General features: G+C 60.7%; 23 protein-coding genes. 19 read left to right on the top strand and 4 right to left on the bottom strand.

The features are described 5' to 3' along the window. Positions 1 to 8 precede the first annotated feature (8 nt). Both HMPREF2617_RS05750 and HMPREF2617_RS05745 read left to right on the top strand, forming a co-directional pair. Positions 9 to 389, top strand: a complete 381-nt coding sequence (locus HMPREF2617_RS05750; RefSeq protein WP_070483516.1) for a type II toxin-antitoxin system prevent-host-death family antitoxin — start codon at positions 9 to 11, stop codon at positions 387 to 389. Further along, positions 389 to 805, top strand: a complete 417-nt coding sequence (locus HMPREF2617_RS05745) for a type II toxin-antitoxin system VapC family toxin (RefSeq protein ID WP_070816477.1) — start codon at positions 389 to 391, stop codon at positions 803 to 805. Before HMPREF2617_RS05750 ends, HMPREF2617_RS05745 begins: the two co-directional genes overlap by 1 nt. Here HMPREF2617_RS05745 and nadE read toward each other — a convergent pair. Continuing rightward, positions 802 to 1,629, bottom strand: coding sequence for an ammonia-dependent NAD(+) synthetase (gene nadE / locus HMPREF2617_RS05740; protein ID WP_070422599.1), 828 nt, complete (start codon positions 1,627 to 1,629; stop codon positions 802 to 804). The two genes, HMPREF2617_RS05745 and nadE, sit on opposite strands and share 4 nt — an antisense overlap. A 132-nt stretch (positions 1,630 to 1,761) precedes the next feature. On the opposite strand from nadE, the gene ykgO reads away from it, so the two are divergent. From ykgO to nrdE, 4 genes are all read left to right on the top strand, one after another. Continuing rightward, positions 1,762 to 1,884 carry a type B 50S ribosomal protein L36 gene (ykgO, locus tag HMPREF2617_RS05735; protein WP_038612879.1) on the top strand — a complete coding sequence of 41 codons (123 nt, stop codon included), beginning with the start codon at positions 1,762 to 1,764 and terminating at the stop codon, positions 1,882 to 1,884. A gap of 321 nt (positions 1,885 to 2,205) precedes the next feature. After that, entirely contained in the window at positions 2,206 to 2,436 is a 231-nt protein-coding gene (gene nrdH, locus HMPREF2617_RS05730) for a glutaredoxin-like protein NrdH (protein ID WP_070422598.1), read from the top strand. 78 nt (positions 2,437 to 2,514) lie between these two features. Beyond that, on the top strand, positions 2,515 to 3,051 hold the full coding sequence (gene nrdI / locus HMPREF2617_RS05725) for a class Ib ribonucleoside-diphosphate reductase assembly flavoprotein NrdI (protein ID WP_083279447.1): 537 nt from the start codon (positions 2,515 to 2,517) through the stop codon (positions 3,049 to 3,051). An 11-nt stretch (positions 3,052 to 3,062) separates the two neighbouring features. Continuing rightward, complete coding sequence (gene nrdE / locus HMPREF2617_RS05720; protein WP_083284793.1) at positions 3,063 to 5,228, top strand: class 1b ribonucleoside-diphosphate reductase subunit alpha; 2,166 nt, start codon at positions 3,063 to 3,065, stop codon at positions 5,226 to 5,228. Positions 5,229 to 5,291: 63 nt separating this feature from the next. Here the strand turns inward: nrdE and HMPREF2617_RS05715 are convergent, their stop codons facing one another. Further along, the gene (locus HMPREF2617_RS05715; RefSeq protein WP_070422597.1) at positions 5,292 to 6,008 is read right to left on the bottom strand and encodes a FadR/GntR family transcriptional regulator; all 717 of its coding nucleotides are present in this window, start codon (positions 6,006 to 6,008) and stop codon (positions 5,292 to 5,294) included. Between the two features lie 122 nt (positions 6,009 to 6,130). Here HMPREF2617_RS05715 and nrdF point away from each other — a divergent pair, with 122 nt between their 5' ends. The 3 genes from nrdF to HMPREF2617_RS05700 all read left to right on the top strand — a co-directional run bounded on the left by nrdF (position 6,131) and on the right by HMPREF2617_RS05700 (position 9,866). Further along, complete coding sequence (nrdF, locus tag HMPREF2617_RS05710; protein WP_210400822.1) at positions 6,131 to 7,120, top strand: class 1b ribonucleoside-diphosphate reductase subunit beta; 990 nt, start codon at positions 6,131 to 6,133, stop codon at positions 7,118 to 7,120. Positions 7,121 to 7,348: 228 nt separating this feature from the next. Then, positions 7,349 to 9,049, top strand: coding sequence for an aa3-type cytochrome oxidase subunit I (gene ctaD, locus HMPREF2617_RS05705; RefSeq protein ID WP_070422595.1), 1,701 nt, complete (start codon positions 7,349 to 7,351; stop codon positions 9,047 to 9,049). Between the two features lie 91 nt (positions 9,050 to 9,140). Beyond that, positions 9,141 to 9,866: a peptidyl-tRNA hydrolase gene (locus tag HMPREF2617_RS05700; RefSeq protein WP_070422594.1), complete on the top strand. Its 726-nt coding sequence runs from the start codon at positions 9,141 to 9,143 to the stop codon at positions 9,864 to 9,866. Here HMPREF2617_RS05700 and HMPREF2617_RS05695 read toward each other — a convergent pair. After that, on the bottom strand, positions 9,856 to 11,814 hold the full coding sequence (locus HMPREF2617_RS05695) for an ATP-dependent DNA helicase (RefSeq protein ID WP_070422593.1): 1,959 nt from the start codon (positions 11,812 to 11,814) through the stop codon (positions 9,856 to 9,858). The genes HMPREF2617_RS05700 and HMPREF2617_RS05695 overlap by 11 nt on opposite strands. A 3-nt stretch (positions 11,815 to 11,817) precedes the next feature. Then, a complete protein-coding gene (locus HMPREF2617_RS05690; protein ID WP_070422592.1) occupies positions 11,818 to 13,143 on the bottom strand; it encodes a nicotinate phosphoribosyltransferase in 1,326 nt (441 codons plus the stop codon). A gap of 94 nt (positions 13,144 to 13,237) precedes the next feature. Between HMPREF2617_RS05690 and clpS the strand changes: the two genes are divergently transcribed. The 10 genes from clpS to HMPREF2617_RS05640 all read left to right on the top strand — a co-directional run bounded on the left by clpS (position 13,238) and on the right by HMPREF2617_RS05640 (position 20,498). Then, positions 13,238 to 13,537 carry an ATP-dependent Clp protease adapter ClpS gene (clpS, locus tag HMPREF2617_RS05685; protein ID WP_070422616.1) on the top strand — a complete coding sequence of 100 codons (300 nt, stop codon included), beginning with the start codon at positions 13,238 to 13,240 and terminating at the stop codon, positions 13,535 to 13,537. A gap of 9 nt (positions 13,538 to 13,546) precedes the next feature. Continuing rightward, entirely contained in the window at positions 13,547 to 14,086 is a 540-nt protein-coding gene (locus tag HMPREF2617_RS05680; protein ID WP_070422591.1) for a DUF2017 domain-containing protein, read from the top strand. Between the two features lie 9 nt (positions 14,087 to 14,095). Beyond that, complete coding sequence (locus HMPREF2617_RS05675; RefSeq protein WP_070483527.1) at positions 14,096 to 15,055, top strand: P1 family peptidase; 960 nt, start codon at positions 14,096 to 14,098, stop codon at positions 15,053 to 15,055. A 216-nt stretch (positions 15,056 to 15,271) separates the two neighbouring features. Then, positions 15,272 to 15,934, top strand: coding sequence for a rhomboid family intramembrane serine protease (locus tag HMPREF2617_RS05670; protein ID WP_070840301.1), 663 nt, complete (start codon positions 15,272 to 15,274; stop codon positions 15,932 to 15,934). Next, on the top strand, positions 15,931 to 16,749 hold the full coding sequence (gene murI / locus HMPREF2617_RS05665; RefSeq protein WP_070840289.1) for a glutamate racemase: 819 nt from the start codon (positions 15,931 to 15,933) through the stop codon (positions 16,747 to 16,749). Before HMPREF2617_RS05670 ends, murI begins: the two co-directional genes overlap by 4 nt. Positions 16,750 to 16,812: 63 nt before the next feature. Then, positions 16,813 to 17,580: an MBL fold metallo-hydrolase gene (locus tag HMPREF2617_RS05660; protein WP_070840288.1), complete on the top strand. Its 768-nt coding sequence runs from the start codon at positions 16,813 to 16,815 to the stop codon at positions 17,578 to 17,580. Between the two features lie 155 nt (positions 17,581 to 17,735). After that, positions 17,736 to 18,734: an Abi family protein gene (locus HMPREF2617_RS05655; protein ID WP_070840287.1), complete on the top strand. Its 999-nt coding sequence runs from the start codon at positions 17,736 to 17,738 to the stop codon at positions 18,732 to 18,734. Between the two features lie 45 nt (positions 18,735 to 18,779). Beyond that, positions 18,780 to 19,508, top strand: a complete 729-nt coding sequence (gene rph, locus HMPREF2617_RS05650) for a ribonuclease PH (protein ID WP_070422586.1) — start codon at positions 18,780 to 18,782, stop codon at positions 19,506 to 19,508. Next, positions 19,502 to 20,101: an RdgB/HAM1 family non-canonical purine NTP pyrophosphatase gene (gene rdgB / locus HMPREF2617_RS05645; protein WP_070840286.1), complete on the top strand. Its 600-nt coding sequence runs from the start codon at positions 19,502 to 19,504 to the stop codon at positions 20,099 to 20,101. Before rph ends, rdgB begins: the two co-directional genes overlap by 7 nt. A gap of 22 nt (positions 20,102 to 20,123) precedes the next feature. Then, complete coding sequence (locus HMPREF2617_RS05640) at positions 20,124 to 20,498, top strand: hypothetical protein (RefSeq protein ID WP_070772002.1); 375 nt, start codon at positions 20,124 to 20,126, stop codon at positions 20,496 to 20,498. Positions 20,499 to 20,518: the final 20 nt, after the last annotated feature.

Raw genomic sequence — 20,518 nt, 5'->3', positions numbered from 1 at the left:
GGTGTCGCATGAACATCGAGGAACGCCTACAGGCGCTGTTAACGAGACAAGCCGACGGCACCACGGTGTCGATGCGCCAACTAAATCAGAAGACGCGTGCTGTGATCGACCGTGTTTCGAAGGAGGGGGTCACGTTGACCGTGACCGACAGGGGAGTGCCAATCGCGGAAATTCGGCCGGTGAGCCAGAAAACCGGACTAGATCGACTCGAGGAGCTTGGGCTGCTTGCGCAGAAGGGAAAAGTCTTCGAAGAAGGGTGGAGGCCCGCAGCGTCTGCAGTATCGCTTGAAGAGTGGTTGGAAGAAGAGCGCGGGGAAGATCGCTTAGAACGGGTGATGGCGGATCTGCAGGCTCTCGACTTGGCGCGTACCGAAAAGGGCGAAGGGTGATGACTGGGGTGGAGCCGCTTGTATATGTCGATGCATCTGTACTGATTGCCTCCTCTGGCAGGGAGGCGCATAGCGAGTGGGCTTTGTCTGTGCTCTGGGGAAAGGCTTTGGTGAGCTCGGCCATCGTGCGTGTGGAGTTAGCTCGTTTTGCGCATCGAATGGGCTACGGCGCCGAAGATTTGAGCGAATTGGAATCTAGAGTCTCGTTCCTCAGTATCGATGATCGCGTCATTGAGGCGGCAGTTGCAGTGAGTGGAGAAGCGAAAGCCTTGGACGCCCTGCATGTTGGGACTTGGGCAAGGATGCAATCACTAGGGCTGAACTGCCCATTCATTACGGCGGACCGGAAACAAGCAGCAGCTGCACTATCGGTAGGGGCGACGGTGGTTCACCCCTATGGTGGAGATCTGCTCTAGCTGCGCCACCAGGTGTCGGCAGGGCCCGGCGGCATGTGGCGCTTGTGCTGGCCGATGCGCCACAGGTGCTCGAGGCGCTTCTGGGCGTCGGCGGGGATGGTCTTGCCTTCGAGGTAGTCGTCGATGTGTGCGTAGGTGATGCCAAGCGCTTCCTCGTCGGGAAGGGCTGGGCGGTCCTCCTCCAGATCGGCGGTGGGCACCTTCTCCCACAGGCGCGGATCGGCGTCGAGGTGCTTGAGCATTGTCGCACCCTGGCGCTTGTTCAAGCCTGCCAGTGGGATGAGGTCGGCCGCGCCATCGCCGTGCTTGGTGAAAAACCCGGTGACGTTCTCCGCTGCGTGATCGGAGCCGATGACCAGCAGGCCACGCTCACCAGCGATGGCGTACTGGGCGATCATGCGCATACGTGCCTTGACGTTGCCTTTGTTGAAGTCGCCGAGTCCCTCCACACCGAGCGCGCCTGCGACGGCTCCGGACAGCGCGGTGGTGGCCGGCTCAATGTCCACGGTTACCGTCTCGTCCGGAGCAATGAACCGCAGCGCCAGTTGCGCGTCGTCCTCGTCGGCCTGCACGCCGTGGGGGAGACGGACAGCGACAAACTCGGCAGCCGAGCCAGCCTCGCGTCGCTTCACTACCGCGAGCTGGGCCAACTTGCCGGCGAGGGTGGAGTCCTGCCCGCCGGAAATGCCAAGCACGTAGCCTTTTGCGCCGGTGCGGTCGAGGTAATCGGCCAAGAATTGCACGCGGCGGTCGATCTCTGCGGCAGGGTCGATAACGGGGGACACGCCGAGTGCGGCGATGATCTCGGATTGCATAGCGCTCATCGTATATGGGAGGGGGATACGTGAGGGTTTTGATTCAGCGCGGGTGATGTGTAACATTTATCCCCGTGTTGCGACTCGGCAGTTCGCCGTGCGTCGCTAATTGCAGGTAATCCGAGCAGAAAGGAGCGCCCGATGAAGGTCCGCAAGTCGCTTCGGTCGCTGAAGAACAAGCCGGGCGCCCAGGTTGTGCGCCGCAACGGCAAGGTTTACGTGATCAACAAGAAGGATCCGCGCTTCAAGGCCCGTCAGGGTTAATTGTCGCGAGCAGGCGCCCCGTCACCGTGTGGTGGCGGGGTTTTTGCGTTCCCAAAAACAGGCGAAGTTCTAGGGCGGGATGAATCTATTTCGAGGAAATTACACCCGTGAAACAACAAAACTGTGTGTTGCGGATGAGCGTGCGGACTACATGTAGGTAATTCTGGGCACCTATCCTGGGAATATCACCCATGTAACTACTACATGTAGTAGCAGTTGCCCTTCTCAGCCCCAAGGTATAGTGTCTCTTGGTGTTGCCCCGCGGAGACGGGGACAGAAGAAAATCTCCCCAAAGAACCCGCAGAGAAGGGACCACAAGCGATGTCGATCACCGTTTACAGCAAGCCGGCGTGCATGCAGTGCAAGGCAACCGAGAAGGCGCTGAAGAAGGCCGGCCTTGAGTACACCACCGTCGACATTTCTGTGGACGAAGAGGCCCGCGATTACGTGATGGCCCTCGGCTATGTTCAGGCTCCGGTGGTTGAGGCTAACGGTGAGCACTGGTCCGGCTTCCGCCCGGAGCGCATCAAGGGTCTGCTCGCAGCGGCTTAAGCGTCGCGCGCATACCGGCGCCATGAGGCGCACAACTGGCAGTAGCCTTCTGAAATCTGCACAAGAAAGGTAGTGGCCATGCTGGTCGTCTACTTCTCCTCCGCCACTGAGAACACGAAGCGGTTTGTGGAGAAGCTCGGCCTTCCTGCGAAGCGGATCCCCCTGCGCAGAACCGATCCGGAACTCGTCGTCGACGAGCCATACATCCTCATCTGTCCCACTTACGGAGGTGGGGTGAGCGTGAGTGGTGGTAATTCCAGGCCGGTGCCGGCGCAAGTGATCCGCTTCATGAACAATGAGGGCAATCGCACCTTGATGCGGGGTGTGATCGCCGCCGGAAACTCTAACTTTGGTGCGGATTACTGCCTTGCTGGGCCGGTGATCGCTGACAAGTGTAAGGTCCCGTACTTATACAGGTTTGAGCTCATGGGCTCGGCCGAAGATGTCGCGCATGTGCGCAACCAACTGATTGAAAACGCTGAACGATTGGGTTTGCGTGGGGGACCGGAGGTCGTCGATACGCAAGCGCACGTGCAGCAGGCTCCGGATGAGTCGGAGCGATTGGCAAAACTGCGCGAAAAATACGCCGGTAAATACAAAAGAACTACGAACTGAAAGGCCTCGAAGTGTCTACTCTGCCCCTCGGTAAGAATGTCCCGGAGCCGGCTCATGAAAAGGACCAGCTGGATTACCACGCGTTGAACGCGCTGCTGAATCTTTATGACGAGAACGGTCAGATTCAGTTTGATAAAGACCGTGAGGCTGCGAACCAGTTCTTCCTGCAGCACGTGAACCAGAACACGGTCTACTTCCACGATCTGGAAGAGAAGATCGATTACCTGGTTACGAACAAGTACTACGAGCCGGACACGATTGAGAAGTACGCGTGGGAGTTTATTAAGGACACGTTCAAGCGCGCCTACTCTTACAAGTTCCGCTTCAAGTCGTTCCTCGGCGCGTACAAGTACTACACCTCCTACACGCTGAAGACCTTTGACGGCCGCCGCTACCTGGAGCGTTTCGAGGATCGCGTGGCTATGACGGCGCTGTTCCTTGCCGATGGCAACCAGGATCTTGCATTCGCGCTTGTCGACGAAATCATGACCGGCCGTTTCCAGCCCGCCACCCCAACCTTCCTCAACGCAGGTAAGGCACAGCGCGGCGAACTTGTGTCCTGCTTCCTGCTGCGTATCGAGGACAACATGGAGTCCATCGGCCGCGCCATCAACTCCTCGCTGCAGCTGTCCAAGCGTGGCGGCGGTGTGGCGCTGCTGCTGTCGAACATTCGCGAGTCCGGTGCGCCGATTAAACACATTGAGAACCAGTCTTCCGGCGTCATCCCTGTGATGAAGCTTCTGGAGGACGCATTCTCCTACGCCAACCAGCTCGGTGCCCGCCAGGGTGCAGGTGCTGTGTATCTGAACGCGCACCACCCGGACATCATGCGGTTCTTGGACACCAAGCGTGAGAACGCCGACGAGAAGATCCGCATTAAGACGCTGTCGTTGGGCGTTGTCATTCCGGACATCACCTTCGAGCTGGCTAAGCGTAACGACGATATGTACCTGTTCTCCCCGTACGACGTCGAACGTGTCTACGGCGTGCCGTTCGCAGACATTTCTGTGACGGAGAAGTACGAAGAGATGGTCGAGGACCCACGCATCCGCAAGTCCAAGATCAACGCCCGTAACTTTTTCCAGACCCTGGCAGAGATCCAGTTCGAGTCCGGCTACCCGTACATCATGTACGAAGACACCGCGAACCGTGCGAACCCGGTGAAGACCGGCCGCATCAACATGTCCAACCTGTGCTCGGAGATCCTGCAGGTTAACTCTCCGTCGGTGCTGAACGAGGACCTGACTTACGCGGAAGTCGGCCACGACATCTCCTGCAACCTGGGCTCGCTGAATATCGCAATGGCGATGGATTCCGAGGACTTCGGCCGCACGGTCGAAACGGCAATCCGTGCGCTGACAGCCGTGGCGGACAAGACCTCCATCGAGTCGGTGCCGCCGGTACGCGACGGCAACGAGTCCTCCCACGCCATTGGTCTGGGGCAGATGAACCTGCACGGATACCTCGGCCGCGAGCACATTGAGTACGGCTCCGAGGAAGGCCTGGACTTCACCAACGCCTACTTTGCCGCGGTGATGTACGAGTGCATCCGCGCATCCCACAAGATTGCAGTGGAGAAGGGCAGCGCATTCAAGGACTTTGACAAGTCCGAGTACGCAACCGGTGAGTTCTTCGACCGCTACGATCCGGCTGATTTCGCACCGAAGACTGACAAGGTCAGGGCACTGTTTGAAAAGTCCAACATTGCTGTGCCGACGGCGGAGCAGTGGGCGCAGCTCAAGGCCGACGTGGCGCGTGACGGCATCTACAACCGTTACCTGCAGGCTGTGCCGCCGACCGGTTCGATTTCCTACATCAACAACTCGACCTCGTCGATCCACCCGATCGCATCCAAGATCGAGATCCGTAAGGAAGGCAAGATCGGCCGCGTCTACTACCCGGCGCCGCACATGAACAACGAGAACATCGAATACTTCAAGGACGCGTACGAGATCGGCTACGAAAAGATCATCGATACGTATGCAGTTGCCACGAAGTATGTGGATCAGGGCCTGTCGCTCACCCTGTTCTTCAAGGACACGGTGACCACTCGCGACATCAACCGCGCACAGATCTACGCATGGCGCAAGGGCATTAAGACCCTGTACTACATCCGCCTGCGTCAGATGGCGTTGGAAGGCACCGAGGTCGACGGTTGCGTCTCCTGCATGCTCTAAGCACGTAGGGAGGGGCTCGGGGGTTGGGGTTCCCGCCTGTAGGAGGCGGGAACCCCGGGGGTTTTAAATCTCCATGAACTCGTTGACACCGCGCAGGAGTCGTCGAGAAGCATCTTCTGCACGATCCGGATCGTTGTTGGCGATCGCGTCAGCGAGCTCGATGTGAATCTTCATGGTGTTCATCTCCGGATCGTCCGGCATGATGCCGTACTCGGAGCGCCCCTTCATCACATCCATGATCGGCTGGGTCAACTGGACAAACATTTCGTTGCGTGACGCGGTAAGCAGCAACGAGTGGAAGCGGGCGTCGGCCTCTTGGAACTCCTCAGAGTTACCGGCGACCTGACCGGCGAGCTCCACGATGCGCTCGGCGAGGGCGCACAGCTCGCGTGCTTCCGCAGGGGTGGCATTCGTCGCGGCGAGGCGCGCGGCGGACGGCTCGATTGCGTCGCGAAGTTCGCGCAGGGAAGTGATTTGGGCGTGCCGTTGTTCGTCGCTACGCAAACGCCAAGAAATGATTTGGTGGTCGAACACATTCCACTCGGACTGGGGGAGCACCTTCAAGCCCACGCGGCGTGACGACGACACCAACCCCAACTGCTCAAGCGCACGCATCGCCTCGCGCGCGACCGTGCGAGAGATACCGAAACGCTCGGACAGATCATGAAGGGTGAACGTGTTGCCTTCCGGCTGGACACCCGAGACGATCTCTTCCCCTAACACATCCAGGATGGACGAGAGTAGGGGTTGCGTGGGTGAGCGCTTGTCGCTCGAAGTCACAGTGCCCTCCTTCAGGCAGCTAATTGTGTGTAATTCGTCAGTATCTTAGGCCATTGAGACGCTCATTCAATGCAATTTCAAGCCCGATTTCTCTTATGGGGGTCTCGGGTAGGATGGTCGCCATGACTGACGAATACGCGAGTTACCTTGAGTCTCACACCAAACCGGTGAAGGCGATTAACTGGAACAATGTGCCCGACGACAAGGATCTCGAGGTTTGGGATCGCTTGACGGGCAATTTCTGGCTGCCGGAGAAGATTCCGGTGTCCAATGACATTCCGAGCTGGAACACGCTGACTGAGGATGAAAAGGCCGCGACCATGCGTGTGTTCACCGGCCTGACGCTCCTGGACACAATCCAGGGCACGGTTGGTGCGGTGTCGTTGCTTCCGGATGCGACGTCGATGCACGAAGAGGCAGTGTTGACCAACATTGCCTTCATGGAGTCGGTGCACGCGAAGTCCTACTCCAACATTTTTATGACGCTTGCGGATACCCCTTCTATTAATGAGGCATTCCGTTGGTCTGAGGAAAACGAGTACCTGCAGCGCAAGGCGAAGATCATCCTGTCCTACTACGAGGGCGATGATCCGCTGAAGCGCAAGGTTGCTTCCGTGATGCTGGAATCGTTCCTGTTCTACTCGGGCTTCTACCTGCCGCTGAACTGGTCGGTGCACTCGAAGCTGACCAACACGGCCGACATTATCCGTCTGATCATTCGCGACGAGGCCGTGCACGGCTACTACATCGGCTACAAGTATCAGCTCGGTGTGCGCAACGAGTCCGAAGAGCGGAAGGAAGAGCTTAAGGATTACGCCTTCGATCTGCTGTACGACCTGTACGAGAATGAGAATCAGTACACCGAGGATATTTACGACCCGCTCGGCTGGACGGAGGACGTGAAGCGCTTCCTTCGCTACAACGCGAATAAGGCGCTGAACAACCTTGGCTACGAGGGGCTGTTCCCAACCGATGAGACGAAGGTCTCCCCGGCAATTTTGGCTTCGCTTTCGCCAAATGCCGACGAGAACCACGACTTCTTCTCCGGCTCCGGCTCCTCCTATGTCATCGGACGTGCGGAGGATACCCAGGACGACGACTGGGACTTCTAATCGCACTTTGCTTGTCGACGACGCCTCGCCAACCGGCGAGGCGTCTCCCATTTGCAGACAACGCAGCAGGGTTGACTGCATGGGTTCACCCCGCAAGGGGGAACAGTATTCGGAGAGGCTGGAAAAACAGTGTGCAGAACGTTATGCTGATCCGGTATCACTCGTGGCAGCTGTGCGTGATTCGAGGCAATTCGGGTCAAGTGCAGTTGTCGAAATCAGGAGGATTCAATGACCGCTGTGGCACCTAGGCTGGACAATCACGTCCCGCCGACACGCCCCGAGCCGACGGGCCATGCCCGCAAGGGTTCGCAATTTTATAAGCAACTCATCACGACCGACCACAAAGACCTCGGCATCATGTACATCATCATGTCGTTCGTGTGGTTCTTCGTGGCTGGCCTGATGGCCCTGCTGATTCGTCTGGAGCTCTTCAGCCCAGGCCTGCAGTTCCTGTCCAACGAGCAGTTCAACCAGCTGTTCACCATGCACGGCACCGTGATGCTTCTGGCATTCGGTACCCCAATCGTTTGGGGTTTTGCTAACTACGTTCTGCCGCTGCAGATCGGCGCCCCTGATGTGGCCTTCCCGCGTCTGAACGCATTCGGCTTCTGGGTCACCACCGTTGGTGTTATCGCCATGCTGGCCGGCTTCGTTACCCCGGGTGGCGCTGCTGACTTCGGCTGGACGATGTACATGCCGCTGGCTGACGCAACGCACACGCCGTCCGTTTCCGCCAACCTCTGGATTGTCGGTGTAGGCGCTACCGGTGTGGGCACCATTGCTTCCGCCGTGAACATGCTCACCACTGTGCTGACCATGCGTGCGCCGGGTATGACCATGTTCCGTATGCCGGTGTTCACCTGGACGGTGTTTGTTACCTCGATCATCGCGCTGATGATCTTCCCGCTGCTGACCGCAGCTGCAATGGGTGTGCTCTTCGACCGTCTCATCGGCGGCCACATCTACGACACCGCTAACGGCGGCACGATCCTGTGGCAGCACCTGTTCTGGTTCTTCGGCCACCCTGAGGTGTACGTCCTCGCACTGCCGTTCTTCGGCCTGGTGTCCGAGATCGTCCCGGTGTTCTCCCGTAAGCCGATCTTCGGCTACATCGGCCTGGTCTTCGCAACCCTGGCTATTGCAGGTCTGTCCATGGCTGTGTGGGCACACCACATGTTCGCCACCGGCGCTGTCCTGCTTCCGTTCTTCTCGTTCATGACCTTCCTGATTTCGGTTCCGACCGGTGTGAAGTTCTTCAACTGGCTCGGCACCATGTGGAACGGTCACCTGACGTTCGAGACCCCGATGCTGTGGGCAACGGGCTTCCTGTTCACCTTCCTCTTCGGTGGTCTGACCGGCATTATGCTGGCTGCTCCGCCGTTGGACTTCCAGCTGCACGACTCCTACTTCGTGGTTGCGCACTTCCACTACACCCTGTTTGGTACCGTGGTGTTCGCTTCCACCGCTGGCGTGTACTTCTGGTTCCCGAAGATGACCGGCCGCATGCTGGACGAGAAGCTGGGCAAGATTCACTTCTGGCTCGTTGTTATCGGCTTCAACCTGACCTTCATGGTTCAGCACTGGCTGGGCAACATGGGTATGCCGCGTCGTTACGCTGACTACCTCGACACCGATGGCTTCACCCTCCTGAACCAGGTGTCCACTGTTGGCTCCTTCATCCTGGGTATCGGCTTCCTGCCGTTCATCTGGAACGTGTTCAAGTCCTGGCGCTACGGCGAGATCGTCACCGTCGACGATCCGTGGGGCTACGGCAACTCCCTCGAGTGGGCAACCTCCTGCCCGCCGCCGCGCCATAACTTCACCTCCCTGCCGCGTATCCGCTCCGAGCGTCCTGCGTTCGAGCTGCACTACCCGCACATGGTGGAGACCCTGCGTCGTGAGGCCCACACTGGCCACCGCGAGGCATAACACCCCAGCCAAGTAGCAACGGACTACTGGCCTCCTGAACTCAGCCCCCGCTTCGGCGGGGGCTTTGTTGTGCCCACTACCCTGAACCAGGATGAATGCCGAGACAACCGAAATCACAAGCGCATACGAGCTGCTGCGGGAACGCGTCGCAGATGACTACCGCCAACGCAGCGAGGATCCAAACGACCCATCGACAGTGCAGGCGATGCAACTCGCCATCAATCTGCCCAAGCAGGATCCGCCCAGCCGCAACGCGGTGCTTGTTTGCGCCGCCCGCGCCGTCGTCGCCGTATGCCTCGACTCTCGTGCGGGCATCGATGGTTTCTGGCGCGACGGGGTAGAGCAGTGGTATTCACACCGCATCCGTAAGGTTGCCCGGAGGGCACGGAACAAGGCTTGGGATGACGTGCAGGCGTTACCTGGGGTGACAGTGGGATCGGTACGCGCGTTTGTTCCGTCTGCTGTAGGGGATGTGCCACATGCGATAGCCAAGTTGCAGATCAAGGGCACAGAACTCGAGGAGGGCGAAGACCTGCCGCTCGTCGAGGGTGCTCCGTTGATCGCAGTGGACAGTTCGCTTGCGATGTCCGCGGGCAAGGCGGCCGCACAGGTAGGACACGCCTCAATGTTGCTTGCTGCGGCGCAGGACCTCGAGTGGGTGCTGGACTGGGCCGAGCAGGGGTTCCCGCTAAACGTGCGTGAAGTGTCTGCTGATCAGTTCCGTGAGTACTGCGATCGGCCAGGTGCGGTCGCGGTGCGAGACGCGGGCTACACGGAGGTCGCGCCCGGTTCCACCACCGTGGTGGCTATCCCTTAGCCACCAACCTCTTCAACGCGCCGCGAACGACCTCGGGGTCGGTGGTATCCCAGAAGGCGGGGAGGCTGCGGCGGATAAACGAGCCGTAGCGCTTCGTCACTAAGCGATTGTCCAGCACTGCCACGACCCCGCGGTCATTGACGGAGCGCAGCAAGCGGCCGGCACCTTGCGCCATGAGCAGCGCCGCGTGGGTGGCGGAGACCTCCATGAAGCCCGACCGGCCGGCGGCATCGGCGGCGTTCGCTCGGGCCTGCAACAGGGGATCGTCGGGGCGGGGGAAGGGGATGCGATCGATGATGACCAGCGAGCACGAGCTCCCTGGAACGTCGACGCCCTGCCACAACGTCAGTGTGCCGAACAGACATGAGTTCTCTGACTTGGCAAAACTATCAACCAGTACACCGGTGGAGTCCTCGCCCTGCAACAAGATGTCGAAGGGGAGGCGGGCCCGCATGGCTTCGGCGGCCTGTTCGGCGGCTCGTCGAGAAGAAAACAGTGCCAGGGTGCGGCCACCGGCGGCGGTGATAAGGTCCGCGATCTCATCGAGCGTTTCCTTCGCAAGCCCATCGCGGCCCGGGGTGGGCAGGTGCTTCGCGGTGTAGAGGATGCCCGACTTGGCGGGGTCGAACGGGGTGCCAGCGTCGAGCGAGTCCCAGGTGCCCTTCGGCAAGCCCCAGGCGCTGGCCATGGCGTTGAAGTTGCCGCCGACCGTCAACGTGGCAGAGGTAAGCACCACGGTGCGCTCCCCGAAAAGCCGTTCGTGGAGCAGCCCCGCGACCGACAGGGGCGCGACGGAGACGGAATCGCCGTGGCGGTCGGAGCGGGTGAGCCACACAACGTCGGTGTGCTTGGCCGGATCCGGCTCGTCGAACACACCGAGGATGCGCACGATCGCGTCGTGGAGATCCTCCAAGTGGTTGGTCAGGTTGCCACGCTCCGCAAACTTCTCCGGATCGTTCTGGGCCTCACCCTCGGGCGGTTCGCCGATGGACTGGCGGGTCTTCCACAACGCGTCGCGCAGAGCGACAAAACCACCACGTGCCGGGTCGGAAATGGTTTCCCACCGGCCGGGGGCTTCGAGGTCGATGGCGGCAGTGAAGTCGTCGATAACGTCCTCGAGTGTTTCGCGTTTCGCGCCAAGCTTGTCGGCACGGCGAGCTGCCATGGCGAGTGCGCGTGCGGAAATCTCCGCGGTAGCGACCGAGGTGATGCGTCCGTCGAGTTCGTGGGCCTCGTCGATAATCACAGCATCGTGCTGGGGGAGCACGTCCACATCGGCGAGGGCATCGATAGCCAGTAGTGCGTGGTTGGTGACCACGATGTCCACGTCCTTGGTGCGCTCCCGGGCGATCTCCGCGAAGCAGTCCTGGCCGTGCGGACAACGCGTCGCCCCCAAGCACTCACGGGAGGTCACCGAAACTTGGCGCCACGCCTGATCTGGCACACCAGGAACCAGATCGTCGCGGTCACCGGTCGGGGTGTCTTGCGCCCAATCGGCGACGCGCTTGACGTGTTTGCCCAGCCAGGTCAGATCCTCTTCCTCGATGAGGGTGTCGCTGGGGTCCTCCGCAAGCACCTTGTGCAAACAGACGTAGTTGTTACGGCCCTTTTGGATGGCAAAGGTTGGTCGCTGGGGCAGGAGAGGCTCAAGCGCGTCGGCAAGGCGCGGCAGGTCACGGTCGACCAGTTGGCGCTGCAGCGCGATCGTCGCAGTGGAGACCACAACGGTTGTGTCGTGCATCTGTGCATAACGGAGCGCAGGAACCAGGTACGCCAGGGACTTACCCGTACCAGTGCCTGCCTGAACGGCAAGGTGACGTTCGGAATCCAACGCACGAGTGACCGCGTCGGCCATCTTGACCTGGCCAGGCCGGCGCGAGCCGCCGAGCGACTCGACGGCAGCCGAAAGCAACTCACCTGTGCTGTGCGAAAGCGGTTCGTCTGCCACGGCCTACTCGGTGGGCTCCGGAAACCCGATAAAACGGGTCGGGATGGCAACCTCGCCGCGCGACAGAGCGAGGCCCTCCCAGGGCAGGGTGGTGCGTGCTTCGGCGTGCAGCTTTCGGCTGTCCTCGATGCTTGGCTGGTTGTCCAGGACCTCACCGTCGCGGATCATCGGCACGGTCAGCTCGCGGTAGTCCAGGTTCGGCTTGCGGGGGATTTCGGCGCCCATCGGGTGGATAATCTCGCCCACCGCAACGCCGGAGGAGCGGTACGCGCGAAGCGCAGACTTGCCGCCGCCGTAGGTGACCTTGCCGGAAGAACGCTTGGCCACGGGGTGGCCTTCGACCTCGACGAGCTTGTAGACCAGGCCAGCCGTAGGCGCGCCGGAGCCTGTCACCACAGAGGTGCCGACGCCGAAGCCATCGACTGGGTCGCCGCGCAGACCTGCGATGGCGAACTCATCCAAGTCGGAGGAGACGATGATCTTGGTGTTGAACGCACCTGCCTCGTCGAGTTGCTTGCGCACGCGGCGTGAGACGATGCCGAGATCACCAGAATCGATACGCACCGCGCCGAGTTCGGTGCCAGCAACCTCGAGCGCGTTGTCCACGCCCTTGGTGATGTCAAAGGTATCCACCAGCAGCGTGGTGTCCTTACCTAGGGACTTAATCTGGCCGGCAAAGGCGGCCTTTTCATCGGGCTGGCCGTTCTCGTCGACATGCAGCAGCGTCCACGAATGGGCGGCAGTACCGGACGCCGGGATGCCGTGGCGTAGCGACGCCTCCATGTTGGAAGTTGCGTCAAAACCCGCGATGTAGGTCGCACGTGCAGCCGAAACGGCAGCCTCTTCGTGGGTACGGCGCGAACCCATCTCGATAATCGGCCGGCCGTCTGCCGCGGAGACCATACGCGACGCGGCGGAGGCAATCGCGGAGTCGGCATTCAGGATGGACAGGATGACAGTTTCCAAGATGACGCACTCGGCGAACGTGCCGCGCACCGTCATGATTGGGGAGTACGGGAAGTACAGATCGCCCTCCCGGTAGCCGTCCACCTGGCCGGAGAAGCGGAAGTTGCGGAGATATTCGCGTGCTGCATCGGAAAGGAAATCGGCGGTTGCGATCTGCTCTTCGGTGAAGCGGAAGCGGGTAATTGCGTCGAGGGCACGCGCGGTACCTGCGACGACGCCGTAGCGGCGCTCGTTGGGCATGCGGCGGCCAAAGACTTCGAAAACACACTCGCGTTCGGCTGTGCCATCTTGGATGGCGGCGTCGAGCATGGTGAGCTCGTACATGTCGGTTAAAAACGCGGTAGAGGGCAGCGGTTGGTTCATGGTGTGCAAGCGTACCCTCCCGTCCCCTCCCGTCCGACGGGGTAAGGTGGTTCACATGTTTGCTTCAGCTCGCAACGCTGCCGAACCGGCGCATATGAGTTCGCCGATGGCGACCCCGGAGCTCGACGAGGCCGTCGATGTCGAGGTGGCCACGAGCGAGAACCTGCCATGGTTGTGCATTGTGTGGGACGACCCGGTGAACCTGATGAGTTATGTCACCTATGTGTTCCAGACGGTGCTGGGCTACGACCGTAAGCGCGCCCAGGAGCTGATGATGCAGGTCCACACTGAGGGCAAGGCTGTGGTCTCTTCTGGCGAGAAGGACAAGGTAGAAACCGACGTGAAGAAACTGCATACCGCCGGTCTGTGGGCGACGATGCAGCAGGCAGGGTAGGGGAGACGAATGCAGCCTTGGCGTAAGAAGAAGGGGTTGATGCGTTCAACCCCGAAGTACACGACCACGTTTGATCCGATGGAGCGTGAGGTCATTGGGGATCTCACGGCGACGGTGTCGGAGGCGTTGATTGCACGTGCGCAGTCGGCTCCGAAGGATGAGTTCGCGGAGATGATGGGGGTTTCCACCGGGCACACGGAGGCGCCACAGGATCCGAAGTTGGCTCGATTGTTGCCCGACTTTGAGCGTGAGGGCGACGAGGAGTTCGAGGGCGACAACGGTTTGTTGCGCAGCTTGCATGAAAACGACATCATTCGTGCGAAGTTGATCAACCTGCAGGTGGTCAACGAGGCGCTCGGCCCCACTGGTGGCGTTGAGGTCACCATCGAGGAAGAAGACGCGCACAAGTTCATCGCTGCGGTCAACGACATGCGCCTCTACATTTCCGCTGACACTTCGGGTGGCGAGGGCGCTCAGCAGGAGCGCGCGATGCTCGTGGAGTGGCTCGCGTACTGTCAGGATTCTTTGCTCGACGCATTGATGGGCTAGCTCGAGCGCATGCGTATCGACGACCCCTTGGCCCGCATCGGCCACATCTCACTCGCGGACACTGGCGTGACCGCGATCCTTGCACCGCACGAGGCAGGCATGGTCGCGGCAGTGGATGTGCGTGGCGGTGGCCCCGGTACACGTGAGACTGACCTGCTCGAACCCCACAACACAGTTGAGCGGGTCCACGCGATCATGCTCTGTGGCGGCTCCGCGTTTGGACTTGCGGCCGCCGATGGAGCGATGGCCGAGCTGGAACGCCGCGGTTGGGGCTTTCCGGTGTTCGGCGAAGACATGCCGGGCCCCCGGGTGCCGATCGTGCCTGCGGCGGTGATCTTCGACCTTGTCGTCGGCGACCCGGCACACCGCCCCACTGCGGCCGATGGTGCAGCCGCGATCACCGCCGCCTTCGACGGTGGTACAGGAGCGACCGGCAGTGTCGGTGCTGGCTGTGGCGCAACCGCTGGCGTGCTGCGGGGTGGGTTTGGCCAGGCCACGGTGAGCACGATGAGCACGGACGGCTACACGGTTGAGGCGTATGTGGTTGCCAATCCGGTTGGGATGGTCGTCGATAAGCACACCGGGCTCCTCTACGGCGATGGCGCGAAACCCGCGGTGGACCTGGAGCGGTTTAACGCGCTTGAGCGCCCCACACCGAAACTGAACACCACGATCGGTGTGATTGCCACGAATGCGCCGCTCACAAAGCCACAACTCAAGCGCGTGGCAATGACCGGGCACGACGGCATCGCGCGAGCCATTCGCCCCGCGCACTCGCCACTCGACGGCGACACGTTGTTCGCAGTGTCCACCGCTCAACCTGGTGCGCAGCCGGTCAGCGATGTCGAAGCTTTCGGACGCATCGGAGAAGCCGGCGCCCAAGCAGTGCAGGCTGCAATCGTGGACGCTGTAGTAAACGCAACGGGTGACTTTGGTATCACCGCCTGGCGCGACATCGCACGCGCCTAGCGCAGGCAGCTAAGCTGCACCACGATGAACAATAACAACCACCACACCCCTGAAGGCTGGGGCTACGGACGCACCGAACAGCCCGGCTACGGCAAGCCGTTCCAGCGTCCGTTCTCCCACCCAGAGACCCAACCACCCGCGTTCGGCGGCATGCCCGCGCCGGGTGTGCCACACAACCCCTATGCCAACCAGCGTCAGCCGTACGGCCAGCCGGGCATGGGGTTGCAGGGACAGGGTTACCCGGCGAGCAGGTCGCTCAAACGCAGGCAGCAGCGCAAATCCGGGCTGCGCTTTGCAGGTGGCTTCCTGGTCCTGATTTGGGCTGTGTTTATTCTGCAGCTCTTCTTCCCGTGGCTGCAGGGCTTTGGCATACACCCGCTGGACATCAACGGTCTGCCGATGATTTTCACCTCGCCGCTGCTGCACGCGAATCTGGAACACATCATTTCCAACTCGCTGCCGGGTGCGCTGTTTGCCTACCTCATCGGTTACTCCGGCAAGCGCGTGTTTTGGGAGGTGACAACGTTCGTTCTGCTCATCGGCGGACTCGGCACCTGGGTGTTCGGCGGTATTGGCACGAACCACATTGGCGCGTCCGGCCTGGTGTATGGCTGGTTGGCGTACCTGTTGGTGCGTGGCTTTTTCAACCGCTCGATTGGTCAGATTCTTACCGGCTTAATCCTCGGCTTCTTCTACTCCGGTTTGATTTGGGGTGTGCTGCCGGGCACTGAGGGTGTCAGTTGGCAGGCGCACCTCTTCGGCGCGATCGGTGGCATTGTCGCCGGCATGATCATCACGTCTGACGATCCGCCGGAGCTCGCCGCGAAAAAGCATGCGAAGAAGCAGGCGAAGGCTGCGGAAAAGCAGGCGCGCAGGTGAGTAACCAGGTAAGCAACCAGGTAAGTAACAACGCGCCGATTGGGTTGTTCGACTCCGGTGTCGGCGGGCTGACCGTGGCGCGTGCGGTGATGGATCAGTTGCCGGGCGAATCCTTGATTTATATCGGCGATACCGCCAACAGCCCGTACGGTCCGCAGCCGATCGCGGATGTGCGCGCTCATTCGCAGCGCATTGCCGACGATCTGGTGGAACGTGGCTGCAAGATGCTTGTCATTGCGTGTAACACCGCCACCGCCGCGTTTCTTCATGATGCCCGCGAGCGCTACAGCATCCCTGTCCTCGAAGTGATCCAGCCTGCAGTACGCCGTGCGATGGCGACCACCCGAAACAATAAGATCGGCGTCATTGGCACCGAAGGCACCGTCACCTCTGGTGCGTATCAGGACTTCTTCGCGGTCAACCCCGCCGTCGACGTTACCGCGGTTGCCTGCCCTGATTTCGTCCCCCTCGTGGAGCAGGGCGTGACCTCCGGCAAGCATGTGCTCGAGGTCGCCCGCGGCTATGTGGAGCCGCTGCGCGAAGCAGGCGTGGACACGCTTGTGCTCGGCTGTACGCACTATCCGCTGCTTTCCGGCGTGATCCAGCTGGCCGTGGGCGATGATGTCACGCTCGTGTCCTCTGCGGAGGAAACCTCGAAGGATGTGTTGCGCGTGCTCACGGAGAGCGATTTGCTTAGCGACGACACCACCGCTCCAATCCGCATCTTCGAATCCACCGGAGATCCTGGCACATTCGATGAGCTCGCCCGCCGATTCCTCGGCCCTCAGGTGCATGCGGTGGGCAACAGACTGTAAAACTCGCCGTGCGCTTCGGCGATCCAGTGTGAAATTAGGGCGCATTCATGGCACAGTGTTTCCATGAAGTTGACCATCCTTGGGTGCTCCGGAAGCCTTGCCGCGCCGGGGAACCCCGCCTCCTCCTACGTCATTTCGGTGCCGGGTGAAACCGATGTGGTGATGGACTTTGGTCCGGGGGCGCTCGCCGCGATGCAGGAACGGTTCGATCCTGCTGCGGCCCACGTGATCTTCAGCCACCTGCACGCTGATCATTGCTCGGATTTCCCGTCGCTGTTGGTGTGGCGCCGATACCACCCGGAGGCACCGGCGAAGCAGCGCCACCGCCTTATCGGGCCTTCATACGCGGTTGAGCACTTTGGCCGCATGAGTGCCGATGGTCCGGATGATGTCGACGATTGCACCGACACGTTCGAGTTCACCACCTGGCGCACCCGCGAGCCGGAGACGTTGAGTGGTCTGACGGTCACGCCGTTTGAAGTGATCCACCCGGCCCAGGAGTCGCATGCGCTGCGCGTGGAGGACGCGCACGGCAAGGTGCTGACGTTCTCGGGAGACTCGAGCTACACGCCGTCGCTTATCGACGCCGCCCGTGGCGCCGACCTGTTCCTCTGCGAAGCAGCCTGGGGTGCGTCGTCGGAAGGCAAAGCCGAAGGCATGCACATGTCTGGCAAGGAGGCGGGACGCCTCGCCCGCGAAGCCGGGGTGAAGACGCTGGTGCTGGTGCACATTCAACCGTGGACTGACCCGCACAGTGTGCTTGAGGCAGCCCGTACTGAGTTTGATGGCGAGATTCTGCTGGGGCAGGCCGGCGCCGTCTACGAGGTGTAAGGGTCGGGCCTTACTGCGTTACCCCTTTTAAGGGGTGGAAGGTGACCTAGGGGGTCGGGTGCGCTAAATTGGCCACCACAACGACCGGTTCCGCTAGGCTACATCTTGAGTAGTCAGTCCAGGGCCGGTTTTCAAAATCTTGGGGGTAGGGGATCGTGGTATCCACGAAACCGTTTCAGAACTATGAAGACTTGCTCACGCTATTGGGCGAACGGGGGATGCGAATTGCAGATCTTGCGTCTGCGGAAGAGTCGCTGCGAAACATCGGATATTACCGTTTGAGCGGATACTGGTACCCGTTTAGAGAGCCATTCCCGAATCAACAAAAACTTCACGGATACGAACTCACACGCAAGAATGAATTCCGTGAGGGAACGAATTTCGACGACATCATTCGACTCGTGAGGTTCGATACCCGATTGCGTAAGGCAGCCTTGAGTGCGTTGGAGCCCGTGGAGATTTGGCTCCGTAACGCCATTGCACACGCGATTGGTAGCGTGCACCCGCTGCTTCATCTTCATCTTGACGACCCGTCAATGCTTGACCTGCAGATGCAGCCTCCCATTAAGGAACCGAACCAGGTAGAGCGGTATGCAAAGTGGTTGGACCGCTTTGACGCATCTATTGGTTACTCCAAAGAGGATTTCGTACACCACTACCGGGATCGCAACGAAGATCTTCCAATTTGGGCTGCAGTGCAGACCTTCGAATGGGGAACGCTGCACAACCTGTACGATCTGCTTCCAAAGTGGATGCGCGAGCAGATCGCTGCTGATACCGGGCTCACGTTCAAGGAGCTCGGGTCATGGCAGCGATCGCTGGCTTATTTGCGAAATACGTGTGCACATTACGCGAGACTGTATAACCGTGTAGACGATGCACCGCTTGTGCCAAGAAAACCAAGTTCCACACTCAGCTGGATTCGGGCGTATCCGGAATCGTTGCGAGACCGGACATTCTTCAAATTGTCCATGTTGCAGTACCTGCACGGTGTGATCGAAGGAGAGCCACATTTCGGGCTCACCAAAATTGCTCACGAATTCCTGATGGCCAATTTCCCGGGACACGATCTTTCGCCACACTCACACTCGTTGCCCATCCTCACCGCAATGGGGTGCCCTCCGAACGTGATTAATAAATCGCCTTGGGTCTAGTTGGCTTGCAGGGACGCGACGCCCGCCTGCGTTACGCTTGGGGCTATGACTGATTTTTCGCGTTTTGACGGTCGCGCCGTCGACGAGCTTCGCCCTGTCCGTATCACTCGCGGTTTTACTTCGAACCCTGCTGGCAGCGTGCTGGTGGAGTTCGGTAACACCCGCGTGATGTGCACCGCTTCGGTGGAGGAGGGCGTTCCCCGTTTTAAGAAGGATTCCGGCGAAGGCTGGCTGACCGCCGAGTACTCCATGCTTCCTTCCGCGACGCACGAGCGTATGCCGCGTGAATCGATGCGTGGCAAGGTAAAGGGCCGCACGCACGAGATTTCGCGCCTGGTGGGTCGTTCCCTGCGCGCTGCGGTGGATCTTTCTGAACTCGGTGAGAACACCATCCAGCTCGACTGCGACGTGCTCCAGGCCGACGGTGGTACCCGTACCGCGTCGATCACAGGCGCGTACGTCGCACTTGCGGACGCGATCGCTGTGCTCAAGGAGCGCGGCGTGGTGCCGGGTGAGCCGCTGCTGAAGCCGGTAGCGGCGATCTCTGCTGGCATCATCGACGGCCACGTCTGCCTTGACCTGCCGTACGAGGAGGACTCCCGCGCGGAGGTGGACCTCAACGTGGTGATGCAGGAGGGTGGCAACTTCGTCGAGATCCAGGGCACCGGCGAGCACGGCCTGTTCGGCCGCGAGCAGCTCGGCGAGATGCTCGACGTGGCAGCCAAGGGCTGTGAGGAGCTTTTCGCAGCCCAGAAGGCGGCGTTGGGATGGTAAGAGTCCTCGTCGCTTCCCGTAACCCGGGCAAGGTCCGCGAACTCGACCAGGTGCTGCGCGAGCTGGCCATCGAGGGAGTGGAGCTTGTGTCGCTTGATAACGCCCCCGCCTACCCCGACCCTGTCGAGGACGGCCTGTCCTTTGAGGAAAACGCAGTGCTGAAGGCCCGGGCTGGTGCTGCCGCGACTGGTCTTCCGTGCGTCGCTGACGACTCCGGCCTAAGCGTCGAAGCCCTCAACGGCATGCCGGGCATCCTGTCCGCTCGCTGGTCCGGTAACCACGGCGACGACGCTGGTAACAACGCTCTGCTGCTCAAGCAGATGGAGGATATTAACCAGCGCCGCGCAGCGTTTGTGTCCTGCTGCGCGCTTGCCACCCCAGAAGGCGACGTGCACGTCGCGGAGGGACGATGGGAAGGGGAACTGCTTCGCGAGCCGCGCGGCGACAACGGTTTCGGCTACGACCCGCTCTTCGCGCCGGATGACGCGCCGGGGCGTTCCTCGGCGGAACTGACCTCGGAGGAGAAGAACGCACGGTCCCACAGGGGCAAGGCGTTGCGGGAGTTGGCAAAGCACATCGCGGCGCTGAAGTGACGAATTTCGTTACAGTGGCTGCATGAAGAAAACAATCGCATTCGCAGCAACTGTTCTCGCCTCCAGCGCTCTTTTGACCGCTTGTGGGCAGGACGGTGACTTCGACGGCACCTGGTCGGGCGACGTCACCGCAACCCAGGAGGGGACCGGCGGTGGTCAGGCCACTGTGACCATTGACGGTAAGGATTGCTCCTGGGAGCTGACCGAAACCGACGGTGAGACTAACGAAGCGAACTGCCTGCGCGACGATAAAGAGTTCAAGCTGGAAGATCCGCTGACGCACCAGGATCTGGAGTACGACGCTGAGCGTGCAGGCGACACGTTGACACTGTCGCCGCAAAACGATCAAGCGGAGAAGGTCGGCGTCATGGTGCTAACAAAAACCGACGACGAATAAGTTTCGCCGCCGGTTTCATC

The organism is Corynebacterium sp. HMSC070H05 (assembly GCF_001837615.1).
GTDB lineage: Bacteria > Actinomycetota > Actinomycetes > Mycobacteriales > Mycobacteriaceae > Corynebacterium > Corynebacterium coyleae.
The sequence above is the reverse complement of the archived record's forward strand: the minus strand, read 5'-3'. Positions and strand labels throughout refer to the sequence as shown.

Excerpts from the sequence above, each read along its gene's own strand:
- HMPREF2617_RS05750 (WP_070483516.1), top strand. The coding sequence starts at position 9 with ATGAACATCGAGGAACGCCTACAGGCGCTGTTAACGAGACAAGCCGAC.
- HMPREF2617_RS05745 (WP_070816477.1), top strand. The coding sequence starts at position 389 with ATGACTGGGGTGGAGCCGCTTGTATATGTCGATGCATCTGTACTGATT.
- nadE (WP_070422599.1), bottom strand. The coding sequence starts at position 1,629 with ATGAGCGCTATGCAATCCGAGATCATCGCCGCACTCGGCGTGTCCCCC.
- ykgO (WP_038612879.1), top strand. The coding sequence starts at position 1,762 with ATGAAGGTCCGCAAGTCGCTTCGGTCGCTGAAGAACAAGCCGGGCGCC.
- nrdH (WP_070422598.1), top strand. The coding sequence starts at position 2,206 with ATGTCGATCACCGTTTACAGCAAGCCGGCGTGCATGCAGTGCAAGGCA.
- nrdI (WP_083279447.1), top strand. The coding sequence starts at position 2,515 with ATGCTGGTCGTCTACTTCTCCTCCGCCACTGAGAACACGAAGCGGTTT.
- nrdF (WP_210400822.1), top strand. The coding sequence starts at position 6,131 with ATGACTGACGAATACGCGAGTTACCTTGAGTCTCACACCAAACCGGTG.
- ctaD (WP_070422595.1), top strand. The coding sequence starts at position 7,349 with ATGACCGCTGTGGCACCTAGGCTGGACAATCACGTCCCGCCGACACGC.
- HMPREF2617_RS05700 (WP_070422594.1), top strand. The coding sequence starts at position 9,141 with ATGAATGCCGAGACAACCGAAATCACAAGCGCATACGAGCTGCTGCGG.
- HMPREF2617_RS05690 (WP_070422592.1), bottom strand. The coding sequence starts at position 13,143 with ATGAACCAACCGCTGCCCTCTACCGCGTTTTTAACCGACATGTACGAG.
- clpS (WP_070422616.1), top strand. The coding sequence starts at position 13,238 with ATGAGTTCGCCGATGGCGACCCCGGAGCTCGACGAGGCCGTCGATGTC.
- HMPREF2617_RS05680 (WP_070422591.1), top strand. The coding sequence starts at position 13,547 with ATGCAGCCTTGGCGTAAGAAGAAGGGGTTGATGCGTTCAACCCCGAAG.
- HMPREF2617_RS05675 (WP_070483527.1), top strand. The coding sequence starts at position 14,096 with ATGCGTATCGACGACCCCTTGGCCCGCATCGGCCACATCTCACTCGCG.
- HMPREF2617_RS05670 (WP_070840301.1), top strand. The coding sequence starts at position 15,272 with ATGGGGTTGCAGGGACAGGGTTACCCGGCGAGCAGGTCGCTCAAACGC.
- HMPREF2617_RS05660 (WP_070840288.1), top strand. The coding sequence starts at position 16,813 with ATGAAGTTGACCATCCTTGGGTGCTCCGGAAGCCTTGCCGCGCCGGGG.
- rph (WP_070422586.1), top strand. The coding sequence starts at position 18,780 with ATGACTGATTTTTCGCGTTTTGACGGTCGCGCCGTCGACGAGCTTCGC.
- rdgB (WP_070840286.1), top strand. The coding sequence starts at position 19,502 with ATGGTAAGAGTCCTCGTCGCTTCCCGTAACCCGGGCAAGGTCCGCGAA.
- HMPREF2617_RS05640 (WP_070772002.1), top strand. The coding sequence starts at position 20,124 with ATGAAGAAAACAATCGCATTCGCAGCAACTGTTCTCGCCTCCAGCGCT.